This is a genomic window from Hyphomonas sp. (assembly GCF_036964145.1).
Classification (GTDB): Bacteria; Pseudomonadota; Alphaproteobacteria; order Caulobacterales; family Hyphomonadaceae; genus Hyphomonas.
In genome coordinates this window covers 272,241-294,668 of sequence record NZ_JBALUC010000005.1, presented here as the reverse complement: position 1 = coordinate 294,668, position 22,428 = coordinate 272,241, and the positions used below count along the sequence as shown (strand labels likewise).

At 61.3% G+C, this 22,428-nt stretch carries 23 protein-coding genes; 14 read left to right on the top strand and 9 right to left on the bottom strand.

Annotated elements, in window-relative coordinates; translation table 11 throughout:
• Position 1: 1 nt before the first annotated feature.
• From V7660_RS15795 to purE, 5 genes are all read right to left on the bottom strand, one after another.
• On the bottom strand, positions 2 to 757 hold the full coding sequence (locus tag V7660_RS15795; RefSeq protein ID WP_335604013.1) for an ABC transporter permease subunit: 756 nt from the start codon (positions 755 to 757) through the stop codon (positions 2 to 4).
• Positions 754 to 1,485, bottom strand: a complete 732-nt coding sequence (locus tag V7660_RS15790; RefSeq protein WP_335604012.1) for an ABC transporter ATP-binding protein — start codon at positions 1,483 to 1,485, stop codon at positions 754 to 756. The genes V7660_RS15795 and V7660_RS15790 overlap by 4 nt, the downstream gene beginning before the upstream one ends.
• Positions 1,486 to 1,570: 85 nt before the next feature.
• Entirely contained in the window at positions 1,571 to 2,326 is a 756-nt protein-coding gene (locus V7660_RS15785; RefSeq protein WP_335604011.1) for a creatininase family protein, read from the bottom strand.
• A gap of 4 nt (positions 2,327 to 2,330) precedes the next feature.
• Positions 2,331 to 3,410 (bottom strand): 5-(carboxyamino)imidazole ribonucleotide synthase, encoded by a 1,080-nt coding sequence (locus tag V7660_RS15780; RefSeq protein ID WP_335604010.1) that lies wholly within the window; start codon positions 3,408 to 3,410, stop codon positions 2,331 to 2,333.
• Complete coding sequence (purE, locus tag V7660_RS15775) at positions 3,407 to 3,901, bottom strand: 5-(carboxyamino)imidazole ribonucleotide mutase (RefSeq protein WP_335604009.1); 495 nt, start codon at positions 3,899 to 3,901, stop codon at positions 3,407 to 3,409. The genes V7660_RS15780 and purE overlap by 4 nt, the downstream gene beginning before the upstream one ends.
• Before the next feature lie 123 nt (positions 3,902 to 4,024).
• On the opposite strand from purE, the gene V7660_RS15770 reads away from it, so the two are divergent.
• From V7660_RS15770 to V7660_RS15755, 4 genes are all read left to right on the top strand, one after another.
• Positions 4,025 to 4,714, top strand: a complete 690-nt coding sequence (locus tag V7660_RS15770; protein ID WP_335604008.1) for a GGDEF domain-containing protein — start codon at positions 4,025 to 4,027, stop codon at positions 4,712 to 4,714.
• Between the two features lie 111 nt (positions 4,715 to 4,825).
• On the top strand, positions 4,826 to 4,993 hold the full coding sequence (locus V7660_RS15765; protein WP_335604007.1) for a YdcH family protein: 168 nt from the start codon (positions 4,826 to 4,828) through the stop codon (positions 4,991 to 4,993).
• 65 nt (positions 4,994 to 5,058) lie between these two features.
• Positions 5,059 to 5,388, top strand: a complete 330-nt coding sequence (locus tag V7660_RS15760) for a hypothetical protein (RefSeq protein ID WP_335604006.1) — start codon at positions 5,059 to 5,061, stop codon at positions 5,386 to 5,388.
• 5 nt (positions 5,389 to 5,393) lie between these two features.
• Positions 5,394 to 6,152, top strand: coding sequence for an SDR family oxidoreductase (locus tag V7660_RS15755; protein ID WP_335604005.1), 759 nt, complete (start codon positions 5,394 to 5,396; stop codon positions 6,150 to 6,152).
• On the opposite strand, the gene V7660_RS15750 is transcribed toward V7660_RS15755, so the two are convergent.
• The gene (locus V7660_RS15750) at positions 6,149 to 7,858 is read right to left on the bottom strand and encodes an alkaline phosphatase D family protein (protein WP_335604004.1); all 1,710 of its coding nucleotides are present in this window, start codon (positions 7,856 to 7,858) and stop codon (positions 6,149 to 6,151) included. The genes V7660_RS15755 and V7660_RS15750 overlap by 4 nt on opposite strands.
• 88 nt (positions 7,859 to 7,946) lie before the next feature.
• Between V7660_RS15750 and V7660_RS15745 the strand changes: the two genes are divergently transcribed.
• Positions 7,947 to 8,966, top strand: a complete 1,020-nt coding sequence (locus V7660_RS15745) for an RluA family pseudouridine synthase (protein ID WP_335604003.1) — start codon at positions 7,947 to 7,949, stop codon at positions 8,964 to 8,966.
• A gap of 5 nt (positions 8,967 to 8,971) precedes the next feature.
• Here the strand turns inward: V7660_RS15745 and V7660_RS15740 are convergent, their stop codons facing one another.
• Entirely contained in the window at positions 8,972 to 9,859 is an 888-nt protein-coding gene (locus V7660_RS15740; protein WP_335604002.1) for a DUF3108 domain-containing protein, read from the bottom strand.
• A 251-nt stretch (positions 9,860 to 10,110) separates the two neighbouring features.
• Here V7660_RS15740 and rpmB point away from each other — a divergent pair, with 251 nt between their 5' ends.
• The 5 genes from rpmB to cobT all read left to right on the top strand — a co-directional run bounded on the left by rpmB (position 10,111) and on the right by cobT (position 16,277).
• Positions 10,111 to 10,395, top strand: a complete 285-nt coding sequence (gene rpmB / locus V7660_RS15735; protein ID WP_034817354.1) for a 50S ribosomal protein L28 — start codon at positions 10,111 to 10,113, stop codon at positions 10,393 to 10,395.
• Between the two features lie 133 nt (positions 10,396 to 10,528).
• The gene (locus tag V7660_RS15730; protein ID WP_335604001.1) at positions 10,529 to 12,190 is read left to right on the top strand and encodes an amidohydrolase; all 1,662 of its coding nucleotides are present in this window, start codon (positions 10,529 to 10,531) and stop codon (positions 12,188 to 12,190) included.
• 104 nt (positions 12,191 to 12,294) lie between these two features.
• Positions 12,295 to 13,278, top strand: a complete 984-nt coding sequence (gene cobS, locus V7660_RS15725) for a cobaltochelatase subunit CobS (protein WP_335604000.1) — start codon at positions 12,295 to 12,297, stop codon at positions 13,276 to 13,278.
• 78 nt (positions 13,279 to 13,356) lie between these two features.
• The gene (locus tag V7660_RS15720; protein ID WP_335603999.1) at positions 13,357 to 14,205 is read left to right on the top strand and encodes a sterol desaturase family protein; all 849 of its coding nucleotides are present in this window, start codon (positions 13,357 to 13,359) and stop codon (positions 14,203 to 14,205) included.
• A gap of 74 nt (positions 14,206 to 14,279) precedes the next feature.
• Positions 14,280 to 16,277, top strand: a complete 1,998-nt coding sequence (gene cobT / locus V7660_RS15715; RefSeq protein ID WP_335603998.1) for a cobaltochelatase subunit CobT — start codon at positions 14,280 to 14,282, stop codon at positions 16,275 to 16,277.
• A gap of 3 nt (positions 16,278 to 16,280) precedes the next feature.
• Here cobT and V7660_RS15710 read toward each other — a convergent pair whose 3' ends face one another.
• Positions 16,281 to 17,177: a hydroxymethylglutaryl-CoA lyase gene (locus tag V7660_RS15710; protein WP_335603997.1), complete on the bottom strand. Its 897-nt coding sequence runs from the start codon at positions 17,175 to 17,177 to the stop codon at positions 16,281 to 16,283.
• 29 nt (positions 17,178 to 17,206) lie between these two features.
• Between V7660_RS15710 and V7660_RS15705 the strand changes: the two genes are divergently transcribed.
• Genes V7660_RS15705 through V7660_RS15690 form a run of 4 tightly spaced genes read left to right on the top strand, consistent with a single transcriptional unit; the run spans position 17,207 to position 20,609 of the window.
• The gene (locus V7660_RS15705) at positions 17,207 to 18,400 is read left to right on the top strand and encodes a CaiB/BaiF CoA transferase family protein (RefSeq protein ID WP_335603996.1); all 1,194 of its coding nucleotides are present in this window, start codon (positions 17,207 to 17,209) and stop codon (positions 18,398 to 18,400) included.
• Positions 18,401 to 18,448: 48 nt separating this feature from the next.
• Positions 18,449 to 18,844 carry a phosphoribosyl-AMP cyclohydrolase gene (gene hisI / locus V7660_RS15700; protein ID WP_335603995.1) on the top strand — a complete coding sequence of 132 codons (396 nt, stop codon included), beginning with the start codon at positions 18,449 to 18,451 and terminating at the stop codon, positions 18,842 to 18,844.
• A gap of 44 nt (positions 18,845 to 18,888) precedes the next feature.
• A complete protein-coding gene (locus V7660_RS15695) occupies positions 18,889 to 19,764 on the top strand; it encodes an N-acyl homoserine lactonase family protein (RefSeq protein WP_335603994.1) in 876 nt (291 codons plus the stop codon).
• On the top strand, positions 19,761 to 20,609 hold the full coding sequence (locus V7660_RS15690) for a glycoside hydrolase family 16 protein (RefSeq protein WP_335603993.1): 849 nt from the start codon (positions 19,761 to 19,763) through the stop codon (positions 20,607 to 20,609). The genes V7660_RS15695 and V7660_RS15690 overlap by 4 nt, the downstream gene beginning before the upstream one ends.
• Before the next feature lie 27 nt (positions 20,610 to 20,636).
• Here the strand turns inward: V7660_RS15690 and V7660_RS15685 are convergent, their stop codons facing one another.
• Complete coding sequence (locus V7660_RS15685; RefSeq protein ID WP_335603992.1) at positions 20,637 to 22,337, bottom strand: acyl-CoA dehydrogenase family protein; 1,701 nt, start codon at positions 22,335 to 22,337, stop codon at positions 20,637 to 20,639.
• Positions 22,338 to 22,428 lie beyond the last annotated feature (91 nt).

Sequence of the window (22,428 nt, the reverse complement as noted above, 5' to 3'; positions counted from 1 at the left end):
CTCAGCCCAGCCTCTGACGCGAGGCCCAGAGGCCATTGAGAATGGTCCAGAGCGTCATGAACCCGACGAAGAACAGGACAGCCCGCAATTCCAGGACGCCGCGCTGGGCGGCCTCGAAATGCGACAGGAAGGAAAATTGCGCGACAAGGTCGGCGAGGCCCGCCCCGAACAGGTTCTTGACGCCCGACAGGACGAGCGGCCAGCCGGCGGCGGTGAATACAAAGGCGACGACAACGCTGATGACGAAGGCGGTCACCTGGCTGCGTGTGAGGGCAGAAATAGCAGCGCCGATGGAAAGATATGAGCCAGCCATCAGGAGGCTGACAAAATAGGTCAGCGCTATGGCAGCATTATCCGGATTGCCAAGATAATTGACCGTGATCCACATGGGCAGGGTCAGGACCAGTCCGACGGCTGCGACGGTCCAGGCCGCGCACAGTTTCCCGAGGACCAGCCCCGGCATGCCCAGCGGAAGGGACAGCAGCAATTCGTCCGTCCCGGCACTGGTCTCATCCGCCCAGAGCCGCATGGCGAGTGCCGGTAGGAAGATCATGTAGATCCACGGATGCCAGACAAAGAAGGGGGACAAGTCCGCCGTGCCCGTATCGAAGAACCGGGCGGCCTCCCATGTGAACATGCCGATGGAGAGCAGGAACACGGCAAGGAAGACATAGGCCATCGGCGTCGCGAAATAGGCGCCGAGTTCGCGACGGAAGGTCGGCAGGAAGCTGTCGAATTGCTGGCGGAACCGGTTCATGCGGATTCGGCCTCCGCCTGGTCTGTCAGCCGGGTAAAGGCATTCTCCAACGTGCCGTCTGCGGATAGTTTCAACAGGCCTTCAGGCGTTTCGTCGGCCACGATACGGCCCCGGTCGACGACAATGGCGCGCGTGCACATGGCCGGCACTTCCGTCAGCGTATGGGTCGAGATCACGATCGCCTTGCGCGGTGCCATGCGGGCGATCAGGGCACGCACGGCGCGTTTCTGGTTGGGGTCGAGGCCGTCGGTCGGCTCGTCCAGCACCAGGACGGGGGGATCATGCAGGATTGCGCCCGCAAGGCCGACCCGGCGGCGGTAGCCCTTGGAGAGCGACCCAATTCGTTGGGAGCAGACCGTGGAAATCCGCGAATCCGCAATGGCGCGCTCGATGGCGGGCTTGCGCTCGGAGCGGGGGAGGGACCGGGCCGCTGCCATGAAGGCGAGAAATTCCGGTGGGGTCATATCGTCATAGAGGGGAGCGCCCTCGGGCAGATAGCCGAGCGCGGCCTGCGCGTCGCGGCGGGCCGAGACAATCGACTTGCCGTCAATCGTGGCATCGCCGGAATCCGGCTCCAGCACACCCGCAATCATGCGCATCGTGGTCGACTTTCCCGCCCCGTTCGGGCCGAGAAAACCGAGCACGGTTCCCTTCTCTACGGTGAAGGAGAGGCCCTGCACGGCCCGCTTTTCACCAAAGGATTTTTCCAGCTTCTGAATGTCCAGCATTCTTCGCGACAGGTCCTTTCCCGGGAGCCTCGTGATAGCGTTCTTAAGCGAGTCTGGCCAGTGGCCTAAAACAAGATCAACCCTGCTAAGCAGAGAAGCGGCGGACCTCGTCCAGCACCGCCTGCGCGGCGGCCGTCACGATCTTTCCGCCGTCTTCCACATTCGATTGCGTAGGGTCCGACCCGATGCGGCCGTCCGGGAAGTCGCGCCGATATTGCACGGCATCACCAATCTTGCCGTTCGGGGCGATTTTCGGGGTCATTTCCACATCTGTGCGGGCATGATCCGGATAGCCGTAATATGTGACCGAGACTTCTGAGGCGGTTGCGTGGCTGCCATGGCCGACCGGGTAGAGTTGGTTGCACAGCGACATGACGGATTTGAAGTCCCACCAGTCGCGGCGTTTCAGGGTCAGTCCGTGGCGATTGTCTTCGCCGCGCGGGTCAAAGCTGCGCCGCGCATGGATTTCGGAAAAGGCGGCCTCGATCGTGGCGATGTTTCCTCCATGGCCATTCAGCCAGTAGATGCGCTCAAAGCCGTGCCGCATCAGGCTTTCGGTCCAGTCCGCCATTGCAGCGATCATGGTTGAGGGGCGCAGCGTGATCGTGCCGGGAAAGCCGAGATGGTGCTGGGCACAGCCGACACTGAAGGTTGGACCGACCAGCAGGTCATCCGGCGCGAGCTTTTCAGCTTCACGGGCAATGATTTCAGGGCACAGCGCGTCCGTCCCGATGAAGCCGTTCGGCCCGTGCTGCTCCATGGAGCCGATCGGGACAACAATGGTCTTGGACGTCTCCAGCCAGGTTTCGATATCGGTCCAGTTCGAAACGGGAAGCAGCATGCGATCAGTCCTTTCGGGGCGCGACCCGCCGCGTGATGTGTCCCATCTTGCGGCCGGGGCGGGCATCTCTCTTGCCATACAGGGTCAGAGTCTCATCGGCGTTCAACTGGGCTGGGTCAACAATCCCCGCATCGCCGATCAGGTTCCGCATTTCTGCATCATAGAGGCGGCGGGTGTCGCCGAGTGGCCAGCAGCAGATAGCGCGGATATGCTGTTCGAACTGGCCTGTCTGGCACGCTTCCGGGGTCCAATGACCGGAATTGTGAACCCTTGGGGCGAACTCGTTGGCCAGAAGTGTCCCGTCCGAAAGCACAAAGAATTCAAGGGCAAGGACGCCGACATAGTCGAGGGCGCCGACCAGCTTCATGGCCTTTTCCCGGGCCTCGGTCTCGACGGCCTTGCTGAGACCGGACGGCGCGACCGACTGGGCCAGAATGCCGTCTTCATGCACGTTACGGGGTGGGGCCCAGCTCAGCGTTTCCCCCTTGCTGGAACGGGCGACAATGACTGAAATTTCACACTCGAAAGGGATGGCTGCTTCCAGCACAGCGGGGGCCTCGCCAATAGCGGACCAAGCCGCCTCGGCCTCATCGGGGTCGCGGACCCAGGCCTGACCCTTGCCATCATACCCGTCGCGCCGTGTCTTCAGCACGCCTGTCCCGCCGACCCGGTCCAGCGCGCGCGGAATATCGCTCGCGGACTCAATCACTTCATAGGGCGCGGTCGGTATGCCGATGCCATTGAGGAAGGCTTTCTCTTCGGCGCGGTCCTGCGAAATGGCGAGTGCCTTGGGGCCAGGATGCAGCGGCACGCCGCAGGCGGTAATGATATCCGTGGCTTCGACCGGAATGTTTTCGAATTCGAGTGTGACCACATCACAGGATTTGGCGAAGTCGCGCAGCGCGTCGGCGTCGAGATAGTGGGCGGTCCACGTCTTGCGCGCGGCCCGCGAGGCGGGCGAGTCCGTTTCCGGGCAAAAGATGTGGACATCAAAACCAAGCTGGTTGGCGGCGCTGGCCAGCATCCGGCCGAGCTGGCCGCCGCCCAGTATCCCGATGGTGCGACCGGGCGCGATCATCGTCATGCCTCGGGAGACTCGCCGATCTTGTCCGACTGGGCTTGGCGGAATGCATCCAGCTTGTCGGCGACGGCAGGATCCTGGAGGGCAATGATCGACGCGGCCAGCAGCCCGGCATTCGCCGCGCCGGCTTCTCCGATGGCCAAAGTGCCGACCGGAACGCCCTTGGGCATCTGTACGATGGACAGCAGGCTATCCATGCCGGACAGGGCCCGCGACTGTACCGGGACACCGAGTACGGGCAGGGGGGTCATCGAGGCGGTCATGCCAGGCAGATGCGCGGCGCCGCCGGCCCCGGCAATGATGACCTTCAGGCCCCGGCCGCGGGCAGCCTTCGCATATTCGACCAGACGCTCAGGCGTGCGATGCGCGGACACGATACGGGTCTCATGGGAGACACCCAGTTCCTCAAGGATTTCGGCGGCCAGACGCATCACCGGCCAGTCCGACTGACTGCCCATGATGATGCCGACCTTTGGGGAATCTGTGTCCGTCATGGGAAGCCTCGCGCTGGAAAGCGCGCAACATAGGTAAGCGGGTTGCCGCGTCAACTGTCCGCGTGTCCGGCGGTACGGCAGGAATGACTGTATCTCGGCGTAATATTTGCTTAACCTTCCCGCATGGCAGATGATTTCTACACTCCGAAGGCAGATGAGCGGCTGGCCCTGCTGAACGTGCTGGGCGTCGATCTCCCTGCGCTGGATTTCAGGACGCGCGCCGCCATCGAAGCGCTTTGTGATGAAGTGCTCGTGCTTCGCGAGGATGCGGACGAACTGCGTGAAGCGCTCGATGAGGCCGCATCGCTGGCAGACAATGATGCGTTGTGCCCGGTCTTCAACCGGCGGGCCTTCGAGCGCGAGATCCGCCGCGAAATTGCCCTTTCGGTCCGTTTTCGTACGCCCCTATCCGTCATCTATATCGACCTCGACCATTTCAAACAGGTCAATGACGTGTTCGGTCATGCGGCGGGCGATGAAGTACTGATCCGTATCGCGGAGCTGTTGCTGCGCCATACGCGCGAGACCGATATCGTGGGGCGGCTAGGCGGGGATGAATTCGGAATCGTCCTGGCGCAGGCCAATGTGGACGACAGCCGGCTGAAGGCAGAACAGCTCACGCATGAAGTCGACCAGCTGGTGGTGCGGAATGATGGCGATGATGCCCATCCGGGAGTCCGCATCGGCGCGTCCTGTGGTGTGGTCGAATGGCAGGTGGGCCAGAACGCTGAAAGCCTGTTGGCACTGGCCGACCAGGCGATGTTCGCCCAGAAAGCGCGCAGGAAAACCAGCCTGCAGGCAGATAAACAATAATTCATGCCGCCGGGCCCGATTCCGGCGGTTCGCCCCCGTGACGCCTTCGCACTCTTGTGATTAACTGTGGCCGTTAAGACACAGCCACTTAACAGCAAGAAGGAGACTGCCATGTCGCTTAAAGGCCGGATCAATGAGCTCGCCAACAAGCACCGCAAACTCGACGAAATCATCCACGAGGAACAGAAACGACCGTCGGCAGATGCCCTTCGATTAAAACGCCTTAAGCGCGAAAAACTGCAGATCAAGGAACAGCTTCACCTGCTGGAAGCGAGCTAGGGCCTTGAAACCTCGCCTTCATCTTTGTGCCCTAGCCTGAGTTTCAGCAGGCATAAGGATACAGCATGCGCGAGATTTTTGATCAGGAAAGAGCGATGACGCTTGGGGCCGTCAAACAGGCGACGGGCGTCCTCGCCATCCTGTTTCTGATAGTTGCAGTCTTTGCTGTATTGTCAGGACTCGGCCAGATCTTCACGGGTCATCTGTTTCACGGAATAGGCCGCATCGTCGGCAGCTTGGCTCTGCTCGGCTTCCTCTATCTCATGGTGCGGTTGCTGGCTGAAATTCTTGCCGCGCTGCATCGGTTGAATGACCGGCTGTCCATTGTCGGCGACGAAATCCGTACAAGGCGGAACCAGCCGATCACCGACCCTGCGACAGATACCAAGGCCTAGAGGCGATGGCACAACCAGTCACGGTCATTCTGGGGCTCGGCCGCGAGGTCGGAGACGCTGTTGCACGTCGCTTCAGCAAGTTCGGCCATCATGTCGTCGCGGCGGATCCGTCCGACGAGCGGATCGCAACAGCGCGCAATGCCGTGCCGGATGAAGTCCTGCTCCATCATGGCGAACTGCATACGCGGCTCGGCTTACGCAACGCGCTGACCGTTGCTGTCGAAGCGTTTGGCCGGGTCGACAATCTGATTGTCATTCCGGACATTGAGGCGCCGGACACTCTGGATGATTTCGTTCAGGAGAAATTCGACAAGGCAGTTGCCAAGGCAACCCGCGGCGCGGCACTGGCGCTGAAAGTGTTCTCGGAACGGATTGTCGAACAGGAAGACCTGCCGGAATCCGGGGTTGACCGCATCCGCCAGAAGGGCGCCGTCACTTTCGTGTTGTCCTATTCGGCCATGGCCACCATGCCCGGCCGCTTCACCGAGACGATCACGCAATCTGCCGTCCTTGGGGTCATCAAGGCCGGGGCCGTGGAACTTGCGGAGCAGCAGGTACGGGTGAATGGCATCATTGCCATCCGTCCGCGCGAAGAGCGTATCGAAAGTTGGACAACCCGGCGTACCCCGCTGGGACGCGCCGCAATTGCTGATGAGATCGCCGATGCGGCGCGCTACCTGTCTTCGCCAGAGGCCGCGATAGTCACCGGCGAGTTGCTGAAGCTGGACGGGGGCCGCTCCAGCCTCGCCGGTATCCTCGACTAGGCTACACTGACCAGATCGGTCAGTTCACCCGCTTCCTGACGTGTCTCGCAAACGGCTACGGTTTCGACCGTGTAGTCACGCGTGAGAATGTTCGAAACGGTGCGGTATTCCGCGCGCGCGGTATCCTTTGTCAGGGTGACAATCGTGTAGCCGCGATTGAAGGGATCGTGCCAGTGCACTTCCGTGTTCGCTTCAGCAAATTGCTCGCCAAGGTCCGGAATGCCCTGGATGTAGGCGCCCGTGCCGGGCGAGGTGATCGAGGTGCAGCCGAATTCAACGCCGCGCTTGCCACCCTGTGCATCATAGAGCGTGTTCGCCCAGGCAGTATGCGTGTCGCCGGCCAGCGTGACCAGGTTGGCGCCTGCTGACGCAGCGCCGGAATAGAGGCGTTCACGGGCGGCCGGGAAGCCGTCCCACGCATCGAGGTTGAAGGGCAGGCCGAGGGCCGAGAAGCCGACCATGGTCTGGACGAATCCATTGTCCTGCGCCGCCAGCTGTTCAGGAGTAAGCGTCTCCTGGAAATTCGGCAGTTTTGTCTTGGCCATGACAACCTGGTTGGCAAGGACCTGCCACGCTTTTCCGGCGTCGGCGGAGGCTTTCAGCTCGGTGGCGAGCCAGGCTTCCTGTTCGGAGCCCAGCATGGTGCGAGCCGGATCGTTGACGGTCTGAAGGGTCTCCGTCACACGCTGCATCATCACGTCCTGATCGGTGACGCCTGCGAGTGCATCAAACCAGCTGACATCCGGGGACCTGCCGGTCAGGCGGCTTTCCAGTGCATGGATCGTGGCAACATCACCAAAGGTGAAACTGCGCCAGACAGCAGACGTGATATCCCCTGCGGCCGGCTCACGAAGCGGCAGCCATTCGAAATAGGCCTGAATGGCGGCCTGCTTGCGATCAGACCAGTCCCCTTCGCCATTCTCGGGATTGTGGTTCTGCGCGCCGGTCCGGTAGGAATTGTTTGCACTCTCGTGATCGTCCCATGTGCAGATCCATGGCGCCAGCGCGTGGGCCGCCTGCAGGGCCGGATCGGTCTTGTACTGGGCGTGGCGCATCCGGTAGTCCGAGAGCGTGACCATCTCCGTGATCGGATCGTGCACGCGGCCCAGCTTCGTCGCGACCTCCGCGCCGTAGCCGTCCACGCCATATTCATACAGGTAATCGCCGAGGTGGAGGATGACATCGAGCTCCTCTTCCTGCGACAGGGCCTCATAGGCGTTGAAGAAACCGAACTGCCAGTTGGAGCAGGAGACCACGCCCATGCGCAGGGGTTTGTCGCCCTCGGCGGCAGTGGTTTTCAGGCGGCCTTCCGGTGACGCCACAGCGCCGGCTTCAGTCGCCACGGTGAATGTGTAGAGATAGGTCTTTCCGGGTTTCAGACCGGTGACATCGACCTTCACGCAATAGTCGCGGGACTCGCTGGCTGTGGTCGTGCCGGTGATGGGCGCGCTGGTAGGATTGTCCGGGTCGGTCACGCTGTAGGCAACTGGAACTGGGCCTGTGCCGGATTTTGGCGTGACACGGGTCCAGATGATCACCCGGTCGCTGAGCGGGTCGCCGGAAGCGACGCCATGCAGGAATTCAACTTCGCCGGCATAGGCCGCCGCTTTCGGCGCCACTTTCGTGGCGGGAGTCGCGCAAGCGGCGACGCTGAGGGTTCCTGTTGCGGCGGCGCCAAGCAGGCCGCGGCGAGTAATCTTGGTCATGGCTCTCTCCCGTGTTCCGGATCTCCCCTAATCCGGTCTGTTGACAATAGCATGACGGTTTGCCGGAAGTTCGTCTATAAGCGCGGCGATGGACCACCTGACAATCACCGCATCCGCTGACGACGCTGGCCTCCGGCTCGATACGTTTCTCGCCTCGCAGGCCGAGCAATTGTCCCGTTCGCGGGTCAAGGCTTTGATCCTGGAAGGCGCTGTCGCGCAGGATGGGGAGGCGGTGCTGGACCCACGGCGCAGTGTGGTCGCTGGCGCCAGATACCTGATCCAGTTACCGGAACCGGTCCCGGCGACGCCGGAAGCCGAGCACATTCCCCTCGATGTCCTGTTCGAAGACGAGCACCTGATCCTGATCAACAAGCCGTCTGGCATGGCGGTGCACCCGGCGCCCGGCAGCTGGGACGGCACGCTGGTCAACGCGTTGCTGCATCATTGCCGGGGGCAGCTCTCGGGTATCGGCGGGGTCGAGCGACCGGGCATTGTCCACCGGATCGACAAGCTGACGACCGGCGTACTTGTGGCGGCAAAGACCGAGCCTGCGCATCTGGGCCTGTCGGAACTGTTCCAAAAACACGATATCGAGCGGAAATACCTGGCCGTCACGCGCGGCGCGCCGAGGCCTCTGTCCGGCACGGTGGATGCGCCCATCGCGCGGTCCACGGGGGACCGCAAGAAGATGGCCGTGGTGCGCAATCCGGACAGCGGGGTTGGCCGAAACGCCATCACGCACTACCGGGCGCTCGAAACTTTCGGCACACGGGACAAGGGTACCCGTCTGCCTGCAGCGGCCCTGATGGAATGCCGGCTCGAAACTGGCCGGACTCACCAGATCCGGGTTCACATGGCGCATATTGGCGTGCCCCTCATAGGCGACCCGGTCTATGGGCGGCACAAGGGGATCAGCGCATATGGGCAGGGCGAGGCCCATGATGCAGGCATGAAGGCGGCCCGCGCCTTTCCGCGTCAGGCGCTGCATGCGGCGGTGCTGGGGTTTGTTCATCCCATAACGAAAGAGGCGCTTCGGTTTGAAGCGCCTCTTCCGGAAGATATGTCAGGACTGATCGACGTGCTGCGGCGCCTGCCTGTTGAAAGATAGCGGGCCTAGCCGCCGTCGGAATTCAAGGAGGCTTCGGATGTCACCACTGGCTCGAAATAGAGTTTCGACGCCTGAAGGGTGACCTTGCCGATCTTGTCCGTGTCGGCCTGGATCTTGACCGGAACGGTCGCGCCATTCGGTAGCGGCGCCAGCCACATGCGCAGCGGACCGTCGATGCCAGAAAGATTGTCATTGTCAGACTTGTCTTTCTTGTAGCCTGCGACCTTTTCCATGGTGATGTGGCATTCAATAGCCTCGCCCGACCAGGCCTTCACATCAACCTGTTTCGTGCCGGCATTCTTGAGGTGCAGATATGTCAGCTGGCGACCATCAAACAGGCGGATCGGACCGCCGCAAGGGTCAGCGCCCGGCGCGCGGGGCTCTAGCGCAAACGTGATGAGGGCGGTGATCGGGTCATTCGTCTTGAGGACCTGCTCAACCGTGGCCGGGGGCTCGCCCAGATTCCCGAAGACCGGATTGGCAGTCATGGAGAAATCGTCATCCGTGATCGTCAGATTGACCCGGCGGTTCTTTTTACCGTCCCGGTTCTGCGACACATAATTATAGGTCTTCAGCTCGTCGCCGCGCGTATAGCCGGAGGCCTGCAGATGCATGTCGTAATTCACGAACCAGTCGGCGATGCCCGTCACCTTGACGCGTGATTTGATATTGTAGGTATCGGGGCGCATCTCGACATCGAAATGGGCCCGGCCGGTTGCCGGGATGAACAGGACATAGGCTTTCGCCTCCAGTTCATAGACCATGCGTGTGGTCTCACCGGCCTTCACATTGGCAAGGACGGCAGGGGCCGCACTGCTTGGGGCCGTATCGGCGGCTGAAAAACCGGCGAGAGCAAGTCCTGCAGCGGAGGCAAGAAGGAAGGTGCGTTTCATCTGAACCAGAATCCTTTCCGGAGCACTAGGTTGCAACACCCCCTATACCCCGTCTTCTCCAACACCACCTGAACAGCCATGCCCTTATCATGCCTCATTCGGACGGGGTTTGCATTCAACAAGTATGACAGCGGATGACACCTGCAACCGGAAAACTGCCGAAATGCCTGATCCTCAGAGTTGACACGGGGGCCATCTGCCCTGTAACGACGCGCCTTCGAGATCCCTATAGACCTATTCGGAGCGAGGCCATGTCCCGCGAATGTGAACTTACCGGCACCAAGCCGATGACTGGCCACAATGTGAGCCACTCGCAAATGAAAACTAAGCGGATTTTCCGCCCTAACCTCGTACAGGTTACGCTGCATTCCGATGCACTGGGCCAGAATTTCCGCATGCGCATCGCGGCGAAAGCCCTGCGCACTGTCGACAAGCTCGGCGGCCTGGATGCGTTCCTGGCGAAGGCAAAGGAAGATGCCCTGTCTTCCAAGGCCCTGAAGATCAAGCGCGACATCGAAAAGAAAGCTGTCGCCTAAGGTCTGGCCCTTTTGGGCAGATGAGATTTGAAAGCGCGCGCAGCACAGGCTGCGCGCGCTTTTTTACGTTCATAATCTGGCAGCGGCCGCCCGTGCATGCCACACATGGTTCCGTCTTGGAGGGAATGTGATCATGCGGGTATTCGGTTTTGCACTGGCGTTGGGGGTTGTTGCGGCGTGTCAGCCGGGCGGGGCTCCGCAATCTGCAACGGACGAGCCGCCTGCGCTGACCGTCTTTACCGGGGGCACGATTTATACCGGAGTTGCTGACCAGCCCACCGCCGACGCGGTGGTCGTCGGGCCTGATGGCCGGATCGTTGCGGTCGTGCCGCCGGCCTCGGCGGACTGGAGCGAAGATGAGGTCACGATTGTGGATCTGGGTGGGGCAGTCATGTTTCCGGGATTCACCGATGCCCACGCGCACCTGATGGGGATTGGCCAGCGGGAACTGACGCTCAACCTGGAAGGCACCGCCTCCGTAGATGAACTTGTCACCCGCACGGAGGCAGAGATCCAGGGCAAGGCCTCCGGCGAAATCCTGTTCGGGCGCGGCTGGATCGAGACGGGCTGGCCGGAAGGGCGCATGCCCTCCGCCGCAGACCTCGACGCGGTCAGCCCCAACAATCCGGTAATCTATACGCGCGCGGATGGGCATGCCCTCGTGGCGAATACAGCCGCGCTGAAGGCGGCCAGCATTTACGATCTGACCGAAGACCCCTCGGGCGGCCGTGTGGAACGGGATGACAGCGGCAAAGCCACGGGCATTGTGATCGACAGTGCGATGGGGCCTGTTTTCCAGCTTCTTGCGGCCCCGACGGAAGAAGATGTCGAGACAGCCCTGGAGGTTGGCGCGAAGACCTATGCCAGCCGGGGCTGGACCGGGGTTCACAATATGAGCGTCAGCGCAGCCCAGGCCCCCATTATGGAGCGCCTTGACGGGGAAGGGCGCCTGCCACTGCGCATTTACAATGCCTTTGACATGGACGCCTTCGATGTAGCGGAGTCCCGGCAATTCGAGACCGACACGGTCATCAATCGCGCCGTGAAGCTCTACATGGACGGCGCGCTCGGCAGCCGCGGCGCGCTGTTGATCGCGCCCTATTCAGACCAGCCGGACACGAATGGTCTCCCCTTGCTCGATACGGAGTCGCTCCACGACCTGATGATGAAAGCCGAGGACGCGGACGTTCAGTTGGCCATCCATGCCATCGGGGACCTCGCCAACCGGCATATTCTCGAAACCTTCGAGGCGCTGGGGTATGACGACGAGCTGCGCTGGCGGATTGAGCATGCGCAGATCTTCGCGCCTGAGGATGTCGCGCGCGTCGGAGAGCTGGGCCTGATTGCCTCCATGCAGCCATCTCATGCGATTGGTGATCTGAAATTCGCGCCGTCCCGCCTTGGCATGGACCGGCTGGCGGGGGCCTATGCCTGGCAGGACATGCTGGCGGGCGGCGCGGTCGTCGCGGGGGGGTCGGATGCGCCAGTTGAAGTCGGCTCACCCCTGATCGAATTCTATGCGGCGGTGGCCCGGCAGGACCTCGACGGCAATGCAGGGGAGGGGTGGCATCCCGAACAGGCCCTGTCACGGGATGAAGCCCTGGCCTTGTTCACGTCTGCGGCAGCCTTTGCGGCTTTTCAGGAGGACGACCTGGGCACGATCGAAGTCGGCAAGATCGCGGATTTCTCCGTCTTCGACCGGGATTTGATGAGTGTGCCCGCCGCCGAGATCCTTGAGGCGCAGGCCCGGATGACCATCATTGGGGGTGAAATCGTGTGGCAAGCAGCTGAATGAGTTGTCGCGCGGCGCACCAAACCCACATTTGACCCTATGTCACGCTTGGCGGCGGCGTCAGGTGTGATAGGTCCATCAATGCAATAGATGACGAGACGCATGCCATGACTGTGATGAGTGATACCGATGTGCTGGAAGGCATGGAGCCGACCGAAGAGATCAATGTCCGCGAGGTATTCGGCCTCGATACGGACATGGTCGTGCATGGGTTCAAGACACGCACGGAATATGTGCCTGCGATCGACGAGGCCTATCGCTTCGATCCGCAGACCACGATGGCGATCCTGGCGGGGTTTCAGCATAATCGCCGTGTCATGGTGCAGGGCTATCACGGCACCGGGAAATCGACCCATATCGAACAGGTGGCCGCGCGCCTGAACTGGCCGATGATCCGGGTCAATCTCGACAGCCATGTCAGCCGGATCGACATGGTCGGCAAGGATGCCATCGTCCTGAAGGATGGCGCCCAAATCACCGAATTCCGCGAAGGCATCCTGCCCTGGGCGCTGCAGCGGCCGGTGGCGATCACCTTTGACGAATATGATGCCGGCCGGCCGGACGTGATGTTCGTGATCCAGCGCGTACTGGAAGCCAGCGGCAAGCTGACCCTGCTCGACCAGAACCGCGTCATCGAGCCGAATCCGTATTTCCGCCTGTTCGCCACGACCAACACGGTCGGCCTCGGCGATACGACGGGCCTCTATCACGGCACCCAACAGCTGAACCAGGGTCAGATGGACCGCTGGAGCATCGTGACCACGCTGAACTATCTGGAACACGACGCCGAAGTGGAGATCGTGAAGTCCAAGGCCACCGGCGTGGATGACGACACGCTGGCCAAGATGGTCACGCTGGCCGACCTGACCCGGAACGCCTTCATGAGCGGCGACCTGTCGACCGTCATGAGCCCGCGGACCGTGATCACATGGGCCGAAAACTTCGCCATCTTCGGCGATCTCGGCCATGCCTTCCGGATGACCTTCCTGAACAAGTGCGACGAGTTGGAGCGGCCCCTGGTGGCTGAAATGTACCAGCGTTGCTTTGCCGAGGAACTGCCGGAAAGCGCCCTGATGGTGAGAGTCGCTTAGGTCGGCAGAATATTCCCTGATTATACTGTAGGTTAAGGCTGTTCGGTTAGGTTGGTCACCAAATGGTGGGCATTCCCGATGACTGATTACCTTCGATATTTCCTGATCCTGCTCTCGTCGAAGGCCGTCTTGATCTCGATGGGATTCGTCATGATCACTGCTCTGGCATGGTTGAAGTATGGCGCAGGATCCCTGTCATGGGGCCCCGGTTTGCGGCGTAGCGGCGCCGTGAATGTCGGACTTGTGGTGTTCAATGGGGCCACCCTGGGACTGGTTCTGGTTGCCACGACATTTCTGCTCGATCTGATGCAGAGCTTGCCGCATGTACCTGAAAGGGTCTGGTTGGACATGCCATGGATTATCCAGGCCTTCACAGCCCTCTTCATTCTCGACTTCACGAATTATTGGTTGCACCGGTGGGCGCACGCAAATGCGTGGTTCTGGCCCCTGCATGCCGTTCACCACTCCGATACGGACCTGCATTTCCTGTCATCGCAGAGGGCCCACATTCTGGAATGGGTGGTGACGGTGCCTCTCGTCGCAGGGGCTGCTTTCTTGTGCGGGCTTTCCGTGGAAGGCGTGGCGTTCCTGATCCTGATTCGCGAGCTTCACCAGTTCTATGTCCATTCCGGACTGGACTGGTCACACGGCCCCTTTCGCCATGTCATCGCCGGCCCGCGTTTCCATCGCTGGCACCATGTTGACCTTCCGGAAGCTCACAACAAGAATTTCTCCCTGTTTTTCCCTTTCATCGACATGGCTTTCGGCACCTACTATGTGCCGGGACCCGCCAGGGGATTGGCAACAGGCTTTGAGGACAATCCTGGCGACCGGCTGATTCCGCTGTTGCTCTATCCTTTCCGCAGCTGGGCCAAATTGGCCAGTGTGCCGAAGCGTAAGCGGTCGTCCATGCAGGCAGTGGATTAGCCAGACGCGGAATTACTGGATCGTGACGCTGCGTCCCTCTTCGCAAACGCGACAGGGCGCGCTAAGTCACAGTCATGTCCAAAGACACCTCTCCTCAGGAATTGTTCAAGCAGGCGCTGGCCACGACCACCAAGGCGATGAGCGCGGACCGGGACGTGGAGGTCGGCTTTGGCAATGATGTGGGCGGAGATGGCGAGACCATCACGCTGCGCCCGCCGCCGCAACAGCTGGAATCCCACATCGCGGCGCGTATTCGCGGCGAGGCAGACGCCATCGCCCTGCGCCGGGCGCACCACAATGCCGAGGCACATTTCGCGCACCGCCCCGGCGGAGATCTGCCCCGCAAGGTCTATGACGCGGCCGAACAGGCGCGCATCGAAAGTTTGGGCGCCAATGCCATGCGCGGCACGGCCGACAATCTCGACGCCGTGCTCGACCATCGCTGCCAGTCCGGTGAGTTCGCGATGGGCGCCGAAGATGCGGACGCTGTGCTCGCTCCCGCACTTGAATTCTTGCTGCGCGAGAAGCTGACGGGTCGGCCGCTGCCGGACAGCGCGAAACGCGTGGCCGATGTCTGGCGCGAGCGCGTGGAAGCCGAGACGGGCGGGGCCATTGATCGGCTGATCGAACAATTGCATGACCAGCCGGGTTTTGCGCGCACCGTGCGCGACATGATCCGCGACCTGACCGCCTCTGATGCGCCGGGCGAAGACGCCGAGACGCAGGAACAGGAAGACTCCGAACAGTCCGAAGAGAATGAACAGCCCTCCGAAGGCGATCAGGACATGGAGTCCGAGGAGCAGATGGGCTCCTCCGCCGAGCAGATGGATGCAGGCGACACGGAGGAAATGGAAGGCGAGGAATCCAATGTCAGCGTCGACATGGATGTTGATGCCGAAGCCGATGACACGCCGGATGATGACGAGGACGGCACCAAGCCGCTGCGCCCGAACTTCAAGGATGGCGATGATCGTGACCGCTTCAACTACAATGTCTTCACGCGCGAACATGATGAAGTCGCCAATGCGCCAGACCTTTGCGACGCGGAAGAGCTGACGCGACTGCGCGCCTATCTGGATCACCAGCTGCAGGGCCTGCAGGGCGCCGTCTCGAAACTCGCCAACAAGCTGCAGCGCCGCCTGATGGCGCAGCAGAACCGGTCCTGGAGCTTCGATCTTGAAGAGGGCGTGCTCGACACGGCCCGCCTGACGCGTGTGATCACCGACCCGACGGCGCCGCTCTCCTTCAAGCAGGAAGATGATTCCGAATTCCGCGATACAATCGTGACCCTGCTGCTCGACAATTCCGGCTCCATGCGTGGGCGGCCGATCATGGTCGCGGCGCTGTGTGCGGACATTCTGGCCCGCACGCTGGAGCGCTGCGGCGTGAAGACTGAAATCCTCGGCTTCACGACCAAGGCATGGAAAGGCGGCATCTCGCGCGAAGACTGGGTCAAGGCGGGCAAGCCGGCCGGGCCGGGCCGCCTCAACGACATTCGCCACATCGTCTACAAGCAGGCCGATGCGCCCTGGCGCCGGGCGCGCAAGAATCTTGGCCTGATGATGCGCGAAGGCCTGTTGAAAGAGAATATCGACGGCGAAGCCTTGCTCTGGGCGCATGACCGGATGCTGGGGCGGCCGGAACAGCGCAAGATCCTCATGGTGATCTCGGACGGCGCGCCGGTGGATGATTCCACGCTGAATGTGAATGTCGGCAACTATCTTGAGCGCCATTTGCGGCAGGTGATCGAAGAGATCGAAACCAGGAGCCCGGTGGAACTGATTGCCATCGGCATCGGCCATGATGTGACGCGCTACTACAAGCGCGCGGTCACCATTGTGGACGCCGAACAGCTCGGTGGTGCGATGACGGAGCAATTGGCCAGCCTGTTCGACGAGAACGCACCGGAGCCAAAGGCGATGGCCATTCCACCCTTGACCAACCGCACCGTGCGCGGCGGCAGCGCCGTCTCAGGCGCCACCAGCGGCGCGCCAAGCTATGGCAAGAAAGTCGATCTCGGCCGCGCGGTGAAGTCGACGACGCTGCAGGAAGTCAAGGGCGCGAAGAAGTAGGAATCAGACCGGAAACCTGCCCGCCTTGCTGAGCGAGGACGCAACCGGGTGGCCCAGAACTTTCTCCAGCCAGTGCGCCGTCTCGATTAGCTTGCTGAGGTCCAGCCCGGTTTCGAAGCCGCCCCGTTCCAGCATGTAGACGACATCTTCCGTGGCCACATTGCCGGTCGCCGCCGGAGCAAACGGGCAGCCGCCAATCCCGCCACAGCTCGCATCGATCACATCAACGCCGCACTCGACGGCGGTGGCGACATTCGCCAGTGCCGCGCCGCGCGTGTCATGGAAATGCATGCGCAGGAACACGTCAGGCGCTTCCATGCGAACCCGGTCGATCCGCTTGTGGACATCCCACGGATCCGCGACGCCTATCGTGTCGCCCAGCGCCAGTTCGCCCACGCCTGCCCGCTGGGCCTGCGCGGCGAGATTGCCGACTACTTTGATATCGACTTCGCCATCATAGGGATCGCCGAACGCGACCGAGATGGTGGCGGACAGGGGAATGCCGGCCTCCAACACCAGCGGTGCGCACTGGGCCAGCATGTCGGCACTTTCCTGCGGGCTCATGCCCTGATTGCGTTTGCCGAAGCCCTCGCCGGCCACCAGAACGAAATTAATCTCGTCGGCTTTGGCATCGATGGCGCGGCGCACGCCTTTTTCGTTGAGCGCGAGCGCGATGTGGTGCGTCGGCCTGGATCGGTCGACCCCTGCAAAGACTGCGGCAGAATCCGCCATTTTGGGCACAGCCTTGGGGCTGACAAAGCTGCCGGATTCCATTCGCCGGACGCCGGCTTCTTCCAGCCGGGCAATGAATTCCAGCTTCTGTTCGGTCGTCAGGTCGGCCGGATCATTCTGCAGCCCGTCGCGCGGGCCGACTTCTACAATGTCGATGCGTCTTGTCATGATGCCTATGTAATGTGCATTGAGGACAAATGACAGACTCCAAACGCCCCCTGGATGGCCTGCGCGTCATCGAACTCGGTCAGCTGATCGCTGGCCCCTTCTGCGGACAATTGCTCGGTGACTTCGGCGCCGAAGTCATCAAGGTCGAGGCGCCCGGCCTGCCGGACCCGGCCCGTGGCTGGGGCGCGGTGAAGAAGGATGACATAGGCCTGTTCTGGCCGATCATTGGCCGCAACAAGAAATCTCTGACGCTGAACCTGCGCGTGGAAGCGGGGCAGGTGATCCTGCGAGAGCTGGTGAAAACCGCCGACGTGCTGGTCGAGAATTTCCGGCCGGGCACGCTGGAGCGCTGGGGACTTGGGCCGGATGTATTGCACGAGATCAATCCCCGCCTCGTGATCACGCGCGTTTCCGGCTACGGCCAGACGGGACCGGAAAGCCACAAGGCGGGCTATGCCAGCGTCGGCGAGGCCAAGGGCGGCCTGCGCTACCTGATCGGCGAGCCGGACAGATTGCCCGCGCGGGCCGGGGTCTCCTTGGGGGACACAATGACTGGCACGTTTGCGGCGCTGGGCACGATGATGGCGCTGTTTGCCCGTGAGAAATCAGGGAAGGGGCAGGTGGTGGACGCGGCCATCTATGAAACCGTCATGGCCTTCATGGAAAGCCTGATTCCCGAATATGCGCTGATGGGACATACACGCGAGCGCAGCGGCCCGATCCTGCCGCGCATTGCGCCGTCGGGCGTCTATCCCTGTTCCGATGGCATGGTCATCATCGGCGCCAATCAGGACTCCCTGTTCCGGCGCCTCTCGGTCATGTGTGGAACGAAATGGTCTGATGATGCACGCTACGCAACGCATGATGCACGCGGCGAGAACCAGTTGGAACTGGATGAAATGATTTCGAAATGGACGAAACAGCGCACAATGGCGGACGTTCTGGCAACTTGCGAAGAGAATGGCATTCCCTGCGGGCCCGTGAACCGGGCCAAGGAGATGCTGGAAGATGCGCATATCGCGGCCCGCAAAGCCATCATTCGCGTGGCCCATCCGGTTCTGGGCGACGTACCGATGCAGGGCGTCTTCCCGAAACTGTCCGATACGCCCGGTGGGGTGGAGGAGACGTCTCCGGGCCTGAGTGAGCATACAGAAGGCATCCTTGGAGGCCTTGGATATAGCGCGGACCAGCAGGCGGCGCTGCGCGCGCAGGGCGTCATCTAGCGCGAATCTTGACTGGCTCACCGGCGGCATTTCGATTAAGCCGCCCTCATGACCGATTATCCCGATCCCCTTTCCGGCAGCGCGCAGGACGAAACACGCGACCTGCGCCCGAAATTCAATGCCGAAGGCCTGATCGCGGCCATCGCGCAGGACGCCGGGACCGGCGAGGTCCTGATGCTCGCCTGGATGAATGCCGACGCGCTGGCCGCGACAATCGAGACCGGCCGGGCAACCTATTGGTCGCGCTCACGTCAGACGCTCTGGGTGAAGGGGGAAACCTCCGGCCATGTCCAGCAGATCGTGGAACTCCGGATTGATTGCGATCAGGACGCGGTCCTGCTGAAGGTCAATCAGACCGGAGGCGCCTGCCATACGGGCCGGGCCAGTTGTTTCTACCGGATTGTGGAGGATGGCGGGCGCAGCCTGTCTGTTGCCAAAGACTGATACTTGAGATTGTATTTCCCTCAAGACAGAAGGGGGCCTCTGGCATGCGTCTTATCACCATGATTGCAACAGTTTCCGCATTGGCGCTCGCCACGGCATGCGGCTCGGAGAGCGACGCACCCGCCGAAATGCCGGCGGAGCAACCCGCCGATACGCAACAGGAAGCGGCGCTGGAAGTCGATGTGCTCGATTGCGGCAAGCTCGAAGTATCTGATCTGGACGTGTTCTCGACGGCTGGCGATTATGCAGGCCAGACCGATACCTTCACCGATTCCTGCTTCCTGGTGAAACATCCGGACGGCACATTGCTCTGGGATCTGGGCCTGCCGGGCGTCCTGACGATTGCAGGACCGCAAACGCAGCAGATCTTCACCGTGTCGCTGGCCCAAACGCTTACCCAGCAATTGGCGGAAAGAGGCATGTCGCCGGACGATGTGGACTATGTGTCCGTCTCGCACAGCCATTTCGATCATATTGGCCAGGCCGATCAGGTGTCGGGCTCGACCTGGCTGGTGAGCCAGACAGAGCTGGATGTGATGTTCGGTGACGGCGTAGACGTTGCGCCGGAACAGCAGGCGCTGTTCTCTCTGTTCGAACCGATGGAACAGCAGGTTTTCGATGGAGAGCTTGATGTCTTCGGGGATGGCAGCGTGGTGATCTTCGAGACGCCGGGCCATACGCCGGGACATACATCTCTTCAACTGATGATGCCGGAGTCCGGCCCGGTTCTCCTGACCGGGGACCTCTATCACCGGGCCGAAAGCCGTGAATTGAAGCGGGTGCCGCGATTCAATTCAGATGAAGAGATGACTCTCGCATCAATGGATGAATTCGAGGCCCGAGCCGAAGAGCTGGGCGCCAAGGTCATCATCCAGCATGAACCTGCGGACATCGAGCCGCTGGAAGGCAAAATCCGGTGAGACGCGGCGCTAAGACGTTTCTGGGCATTTCGGCCCTCGCCATGCTCGCGTCGTGTTCCACGTCCAGCCCCTCCCATTCCGTGCTTAACCAGCCCAATTCCGGCTGGTCCCTGGTATTTCAGGATGAGTTCAACGGACACGGACGGCCAGATCCCGAGAAATGGATTTCGCAGGAGTACAATCGCAAGCAGAATGCGGACGGTCCCGATGGGTGGTGGCTACGGGACAATGTCAACCTGACAGGGTGGGGGCAGCTGGAAATCAGTGCCACCCGGATTCCGAACCGCAATCCGGATGAAGATGACGATCCCTATGACTATGCATCCGGCATGGTGTCGACCGAAGGAAAGTTTGAAACGACATTCGGGCGGTTCGAAGCCCGGATGAAACTTCCTCAGGATCCGGGCTGGTGGATGGCGTTCTGGTTGTTCGCTGACGAAGTTCATCATGTGGATGGTTCCGGAGAGGACGGGACCGAAATCGATATCATCGAAGCCTTCGGCTGGACCGACAAGATCGGTTATGCGCTTCACTGGGACGGATATGGCAAGTATCACGAGACCCAGAACAAGCGGGACTTTCGTCCGGGCATCCGGAGCGGCTGGCATGTTTTCGCGCTCGAATGGACGGAAACCGAATACACTTGGTTTGTTGACGGAGAACAGGTCTGGCAGAGTTCTGCCGGGGGAGTCTCGAAGGTTCCCTTGTGGGTGAAGCTGTCCGGCGAGATCAGCACGCATTCCAGCGTGGCCCACAAATGGTGGTCCAATATGCCGGAAGACAAGCGCTTGCCCGACCGGTTTCTGGTTGACTGGGTGCGCGTTTATGAAAAGGCAAAACCGTAGAGCGGCAGGCGCCCTACGGCAGTTTTCCTAGTTCCCGCCTTCAATCAGGCGACGCGCAATGACCATGGCCTGAACTTCGCCTGCGCCCTCGAAGATGTTCAGGATACGGGCGTCCTGCAGAATGCGACTGACCGGATATTCCAGTGCAAACCCGTTCCCGCCATGAATCTGGACGGCATTGTCGGCTGCGGCCCAGGCGATGCGCGCAGCCAGCAGTTTTGCCATACCCGCTTCAAGGTCACAGCGCTTGCCGCCATCTTTCTGGCGCGCGGAGAAATAGGTTAGCTGACGAACGCCGACCAGTTCGGCCGCCATCATGACCAGCTTGTTGGAGACACGCGGGAATTCAAAGATCGGCTTGCCGAACTGGTTGCGGTCGAGCGCGTATTGGAGACCTGTCTCGAATGCGTTCTGCGCAACACCAATGGCGCGGGCGGCCGTCTGGATACGCGCGCTCTCGAAGGTCGCCATCAGATGCTTGAAGCCCTGGCCTTCGACGCCGCCGAGCAGGTTTTCGGACTTCACCTTGAAATCGTCAAAGCCGATCTCGTACTCCTTCATGCCGCGATAGCCGAGCACTTCGATCTCGCCGCCCGTCATGCCATCTGCAGGGAAGGGGGTCTCGTCCGACCCGCGTGGCTTTTCCGCCAGCAGCATCGAGAGACCAGAGAAATTATTCGTCGCCGGATCGGTTCGGGCCAGCAGCGTCATCAGGTCGGCGCGCACCGGATGCGTGATCCAGGTCTTGTTGCCTGTGACGCTGTACTGGGTGCCGTCTTCGGATTTTACCGCGCGCGTGCGCAGCGATCCGAGGTCCGAGCCCGTATTGGGTTCTGTGAAGACGGCCGTGGGCAGAATTTCGCCACTGGCAATCTGAGGCAACCATTTTGTCTTCTGGTCATCCGTTCCGCCGATCAGGATCAGCTCGGCGGCAATCTCGGAGCGCGTGCCGAGGGAGCCCGTGCCGATATAGCCGCGAGACAATTCCTCGGACACGACACACATGGCGATCTTGCCCATGCCGAAGCCGCCGAATTCTTCCGGGATGGTCAGGCCGAACACGCCGAGTTCGGCCATCTCGTTCACGACCTCCATCGGAATGTATTCATTCTTCAGATGCCACTCATGGGCATAGGGCTTGATCTTGTCAGCAGCGTATTTGGAGAATTGGTCGCGCACCATGGACATGGTTTCATCGAGCCCGGTTTCCTCGACCGTGTTCCGGCTGAGCGCATCGGGCAGGCATTCCGCTGCTGCGGCCATTACCGTGGGGGTCTTGCCATCCAGGATCAGCTTCTTGACGGCCGGCACTGCGAACAGGGTGTCAGCTTCAGTGAGCACGCCAAGTTCGTGGGGGCGGATCACTTCGCCCTGGTTCATGGGGATACCGCCAACCAGCTGGGCGCTGTAATCGCTGAACAGGATCTGGGTGAGGAGAGCTTCCGTGGTGCCGAACTTGCCGTCCTGCTCCAGCCGCGCTGCCCAGTCGGCTGTCTGGCGGAGGGTCTCGGCGTAAGTCACCACCCAGGACAGGCCGTGAGCCATATGCTGTTGGCGTTCAAGTTCGGCGCGGTCAGGGCGGCCATCATCCTTCGTCAGCGCTTCCCGGCATTTGCCACGGGCAGCGTCTGCATAGGCCTCAATGGCCGTGCACGCGTCGCCGATCACCGAAACAAGATTTGGGATTACTGCAGATTTCAGTTCCTGGCCCTCAACAGCACCATCCATTCGAATTTCCTCCACTGGACTTTATTTTTGGAGAGTATAGGGCGCAGGGTACAGCAAGTCATGATTATTTTGTGCGCTGCAACAAAACGTC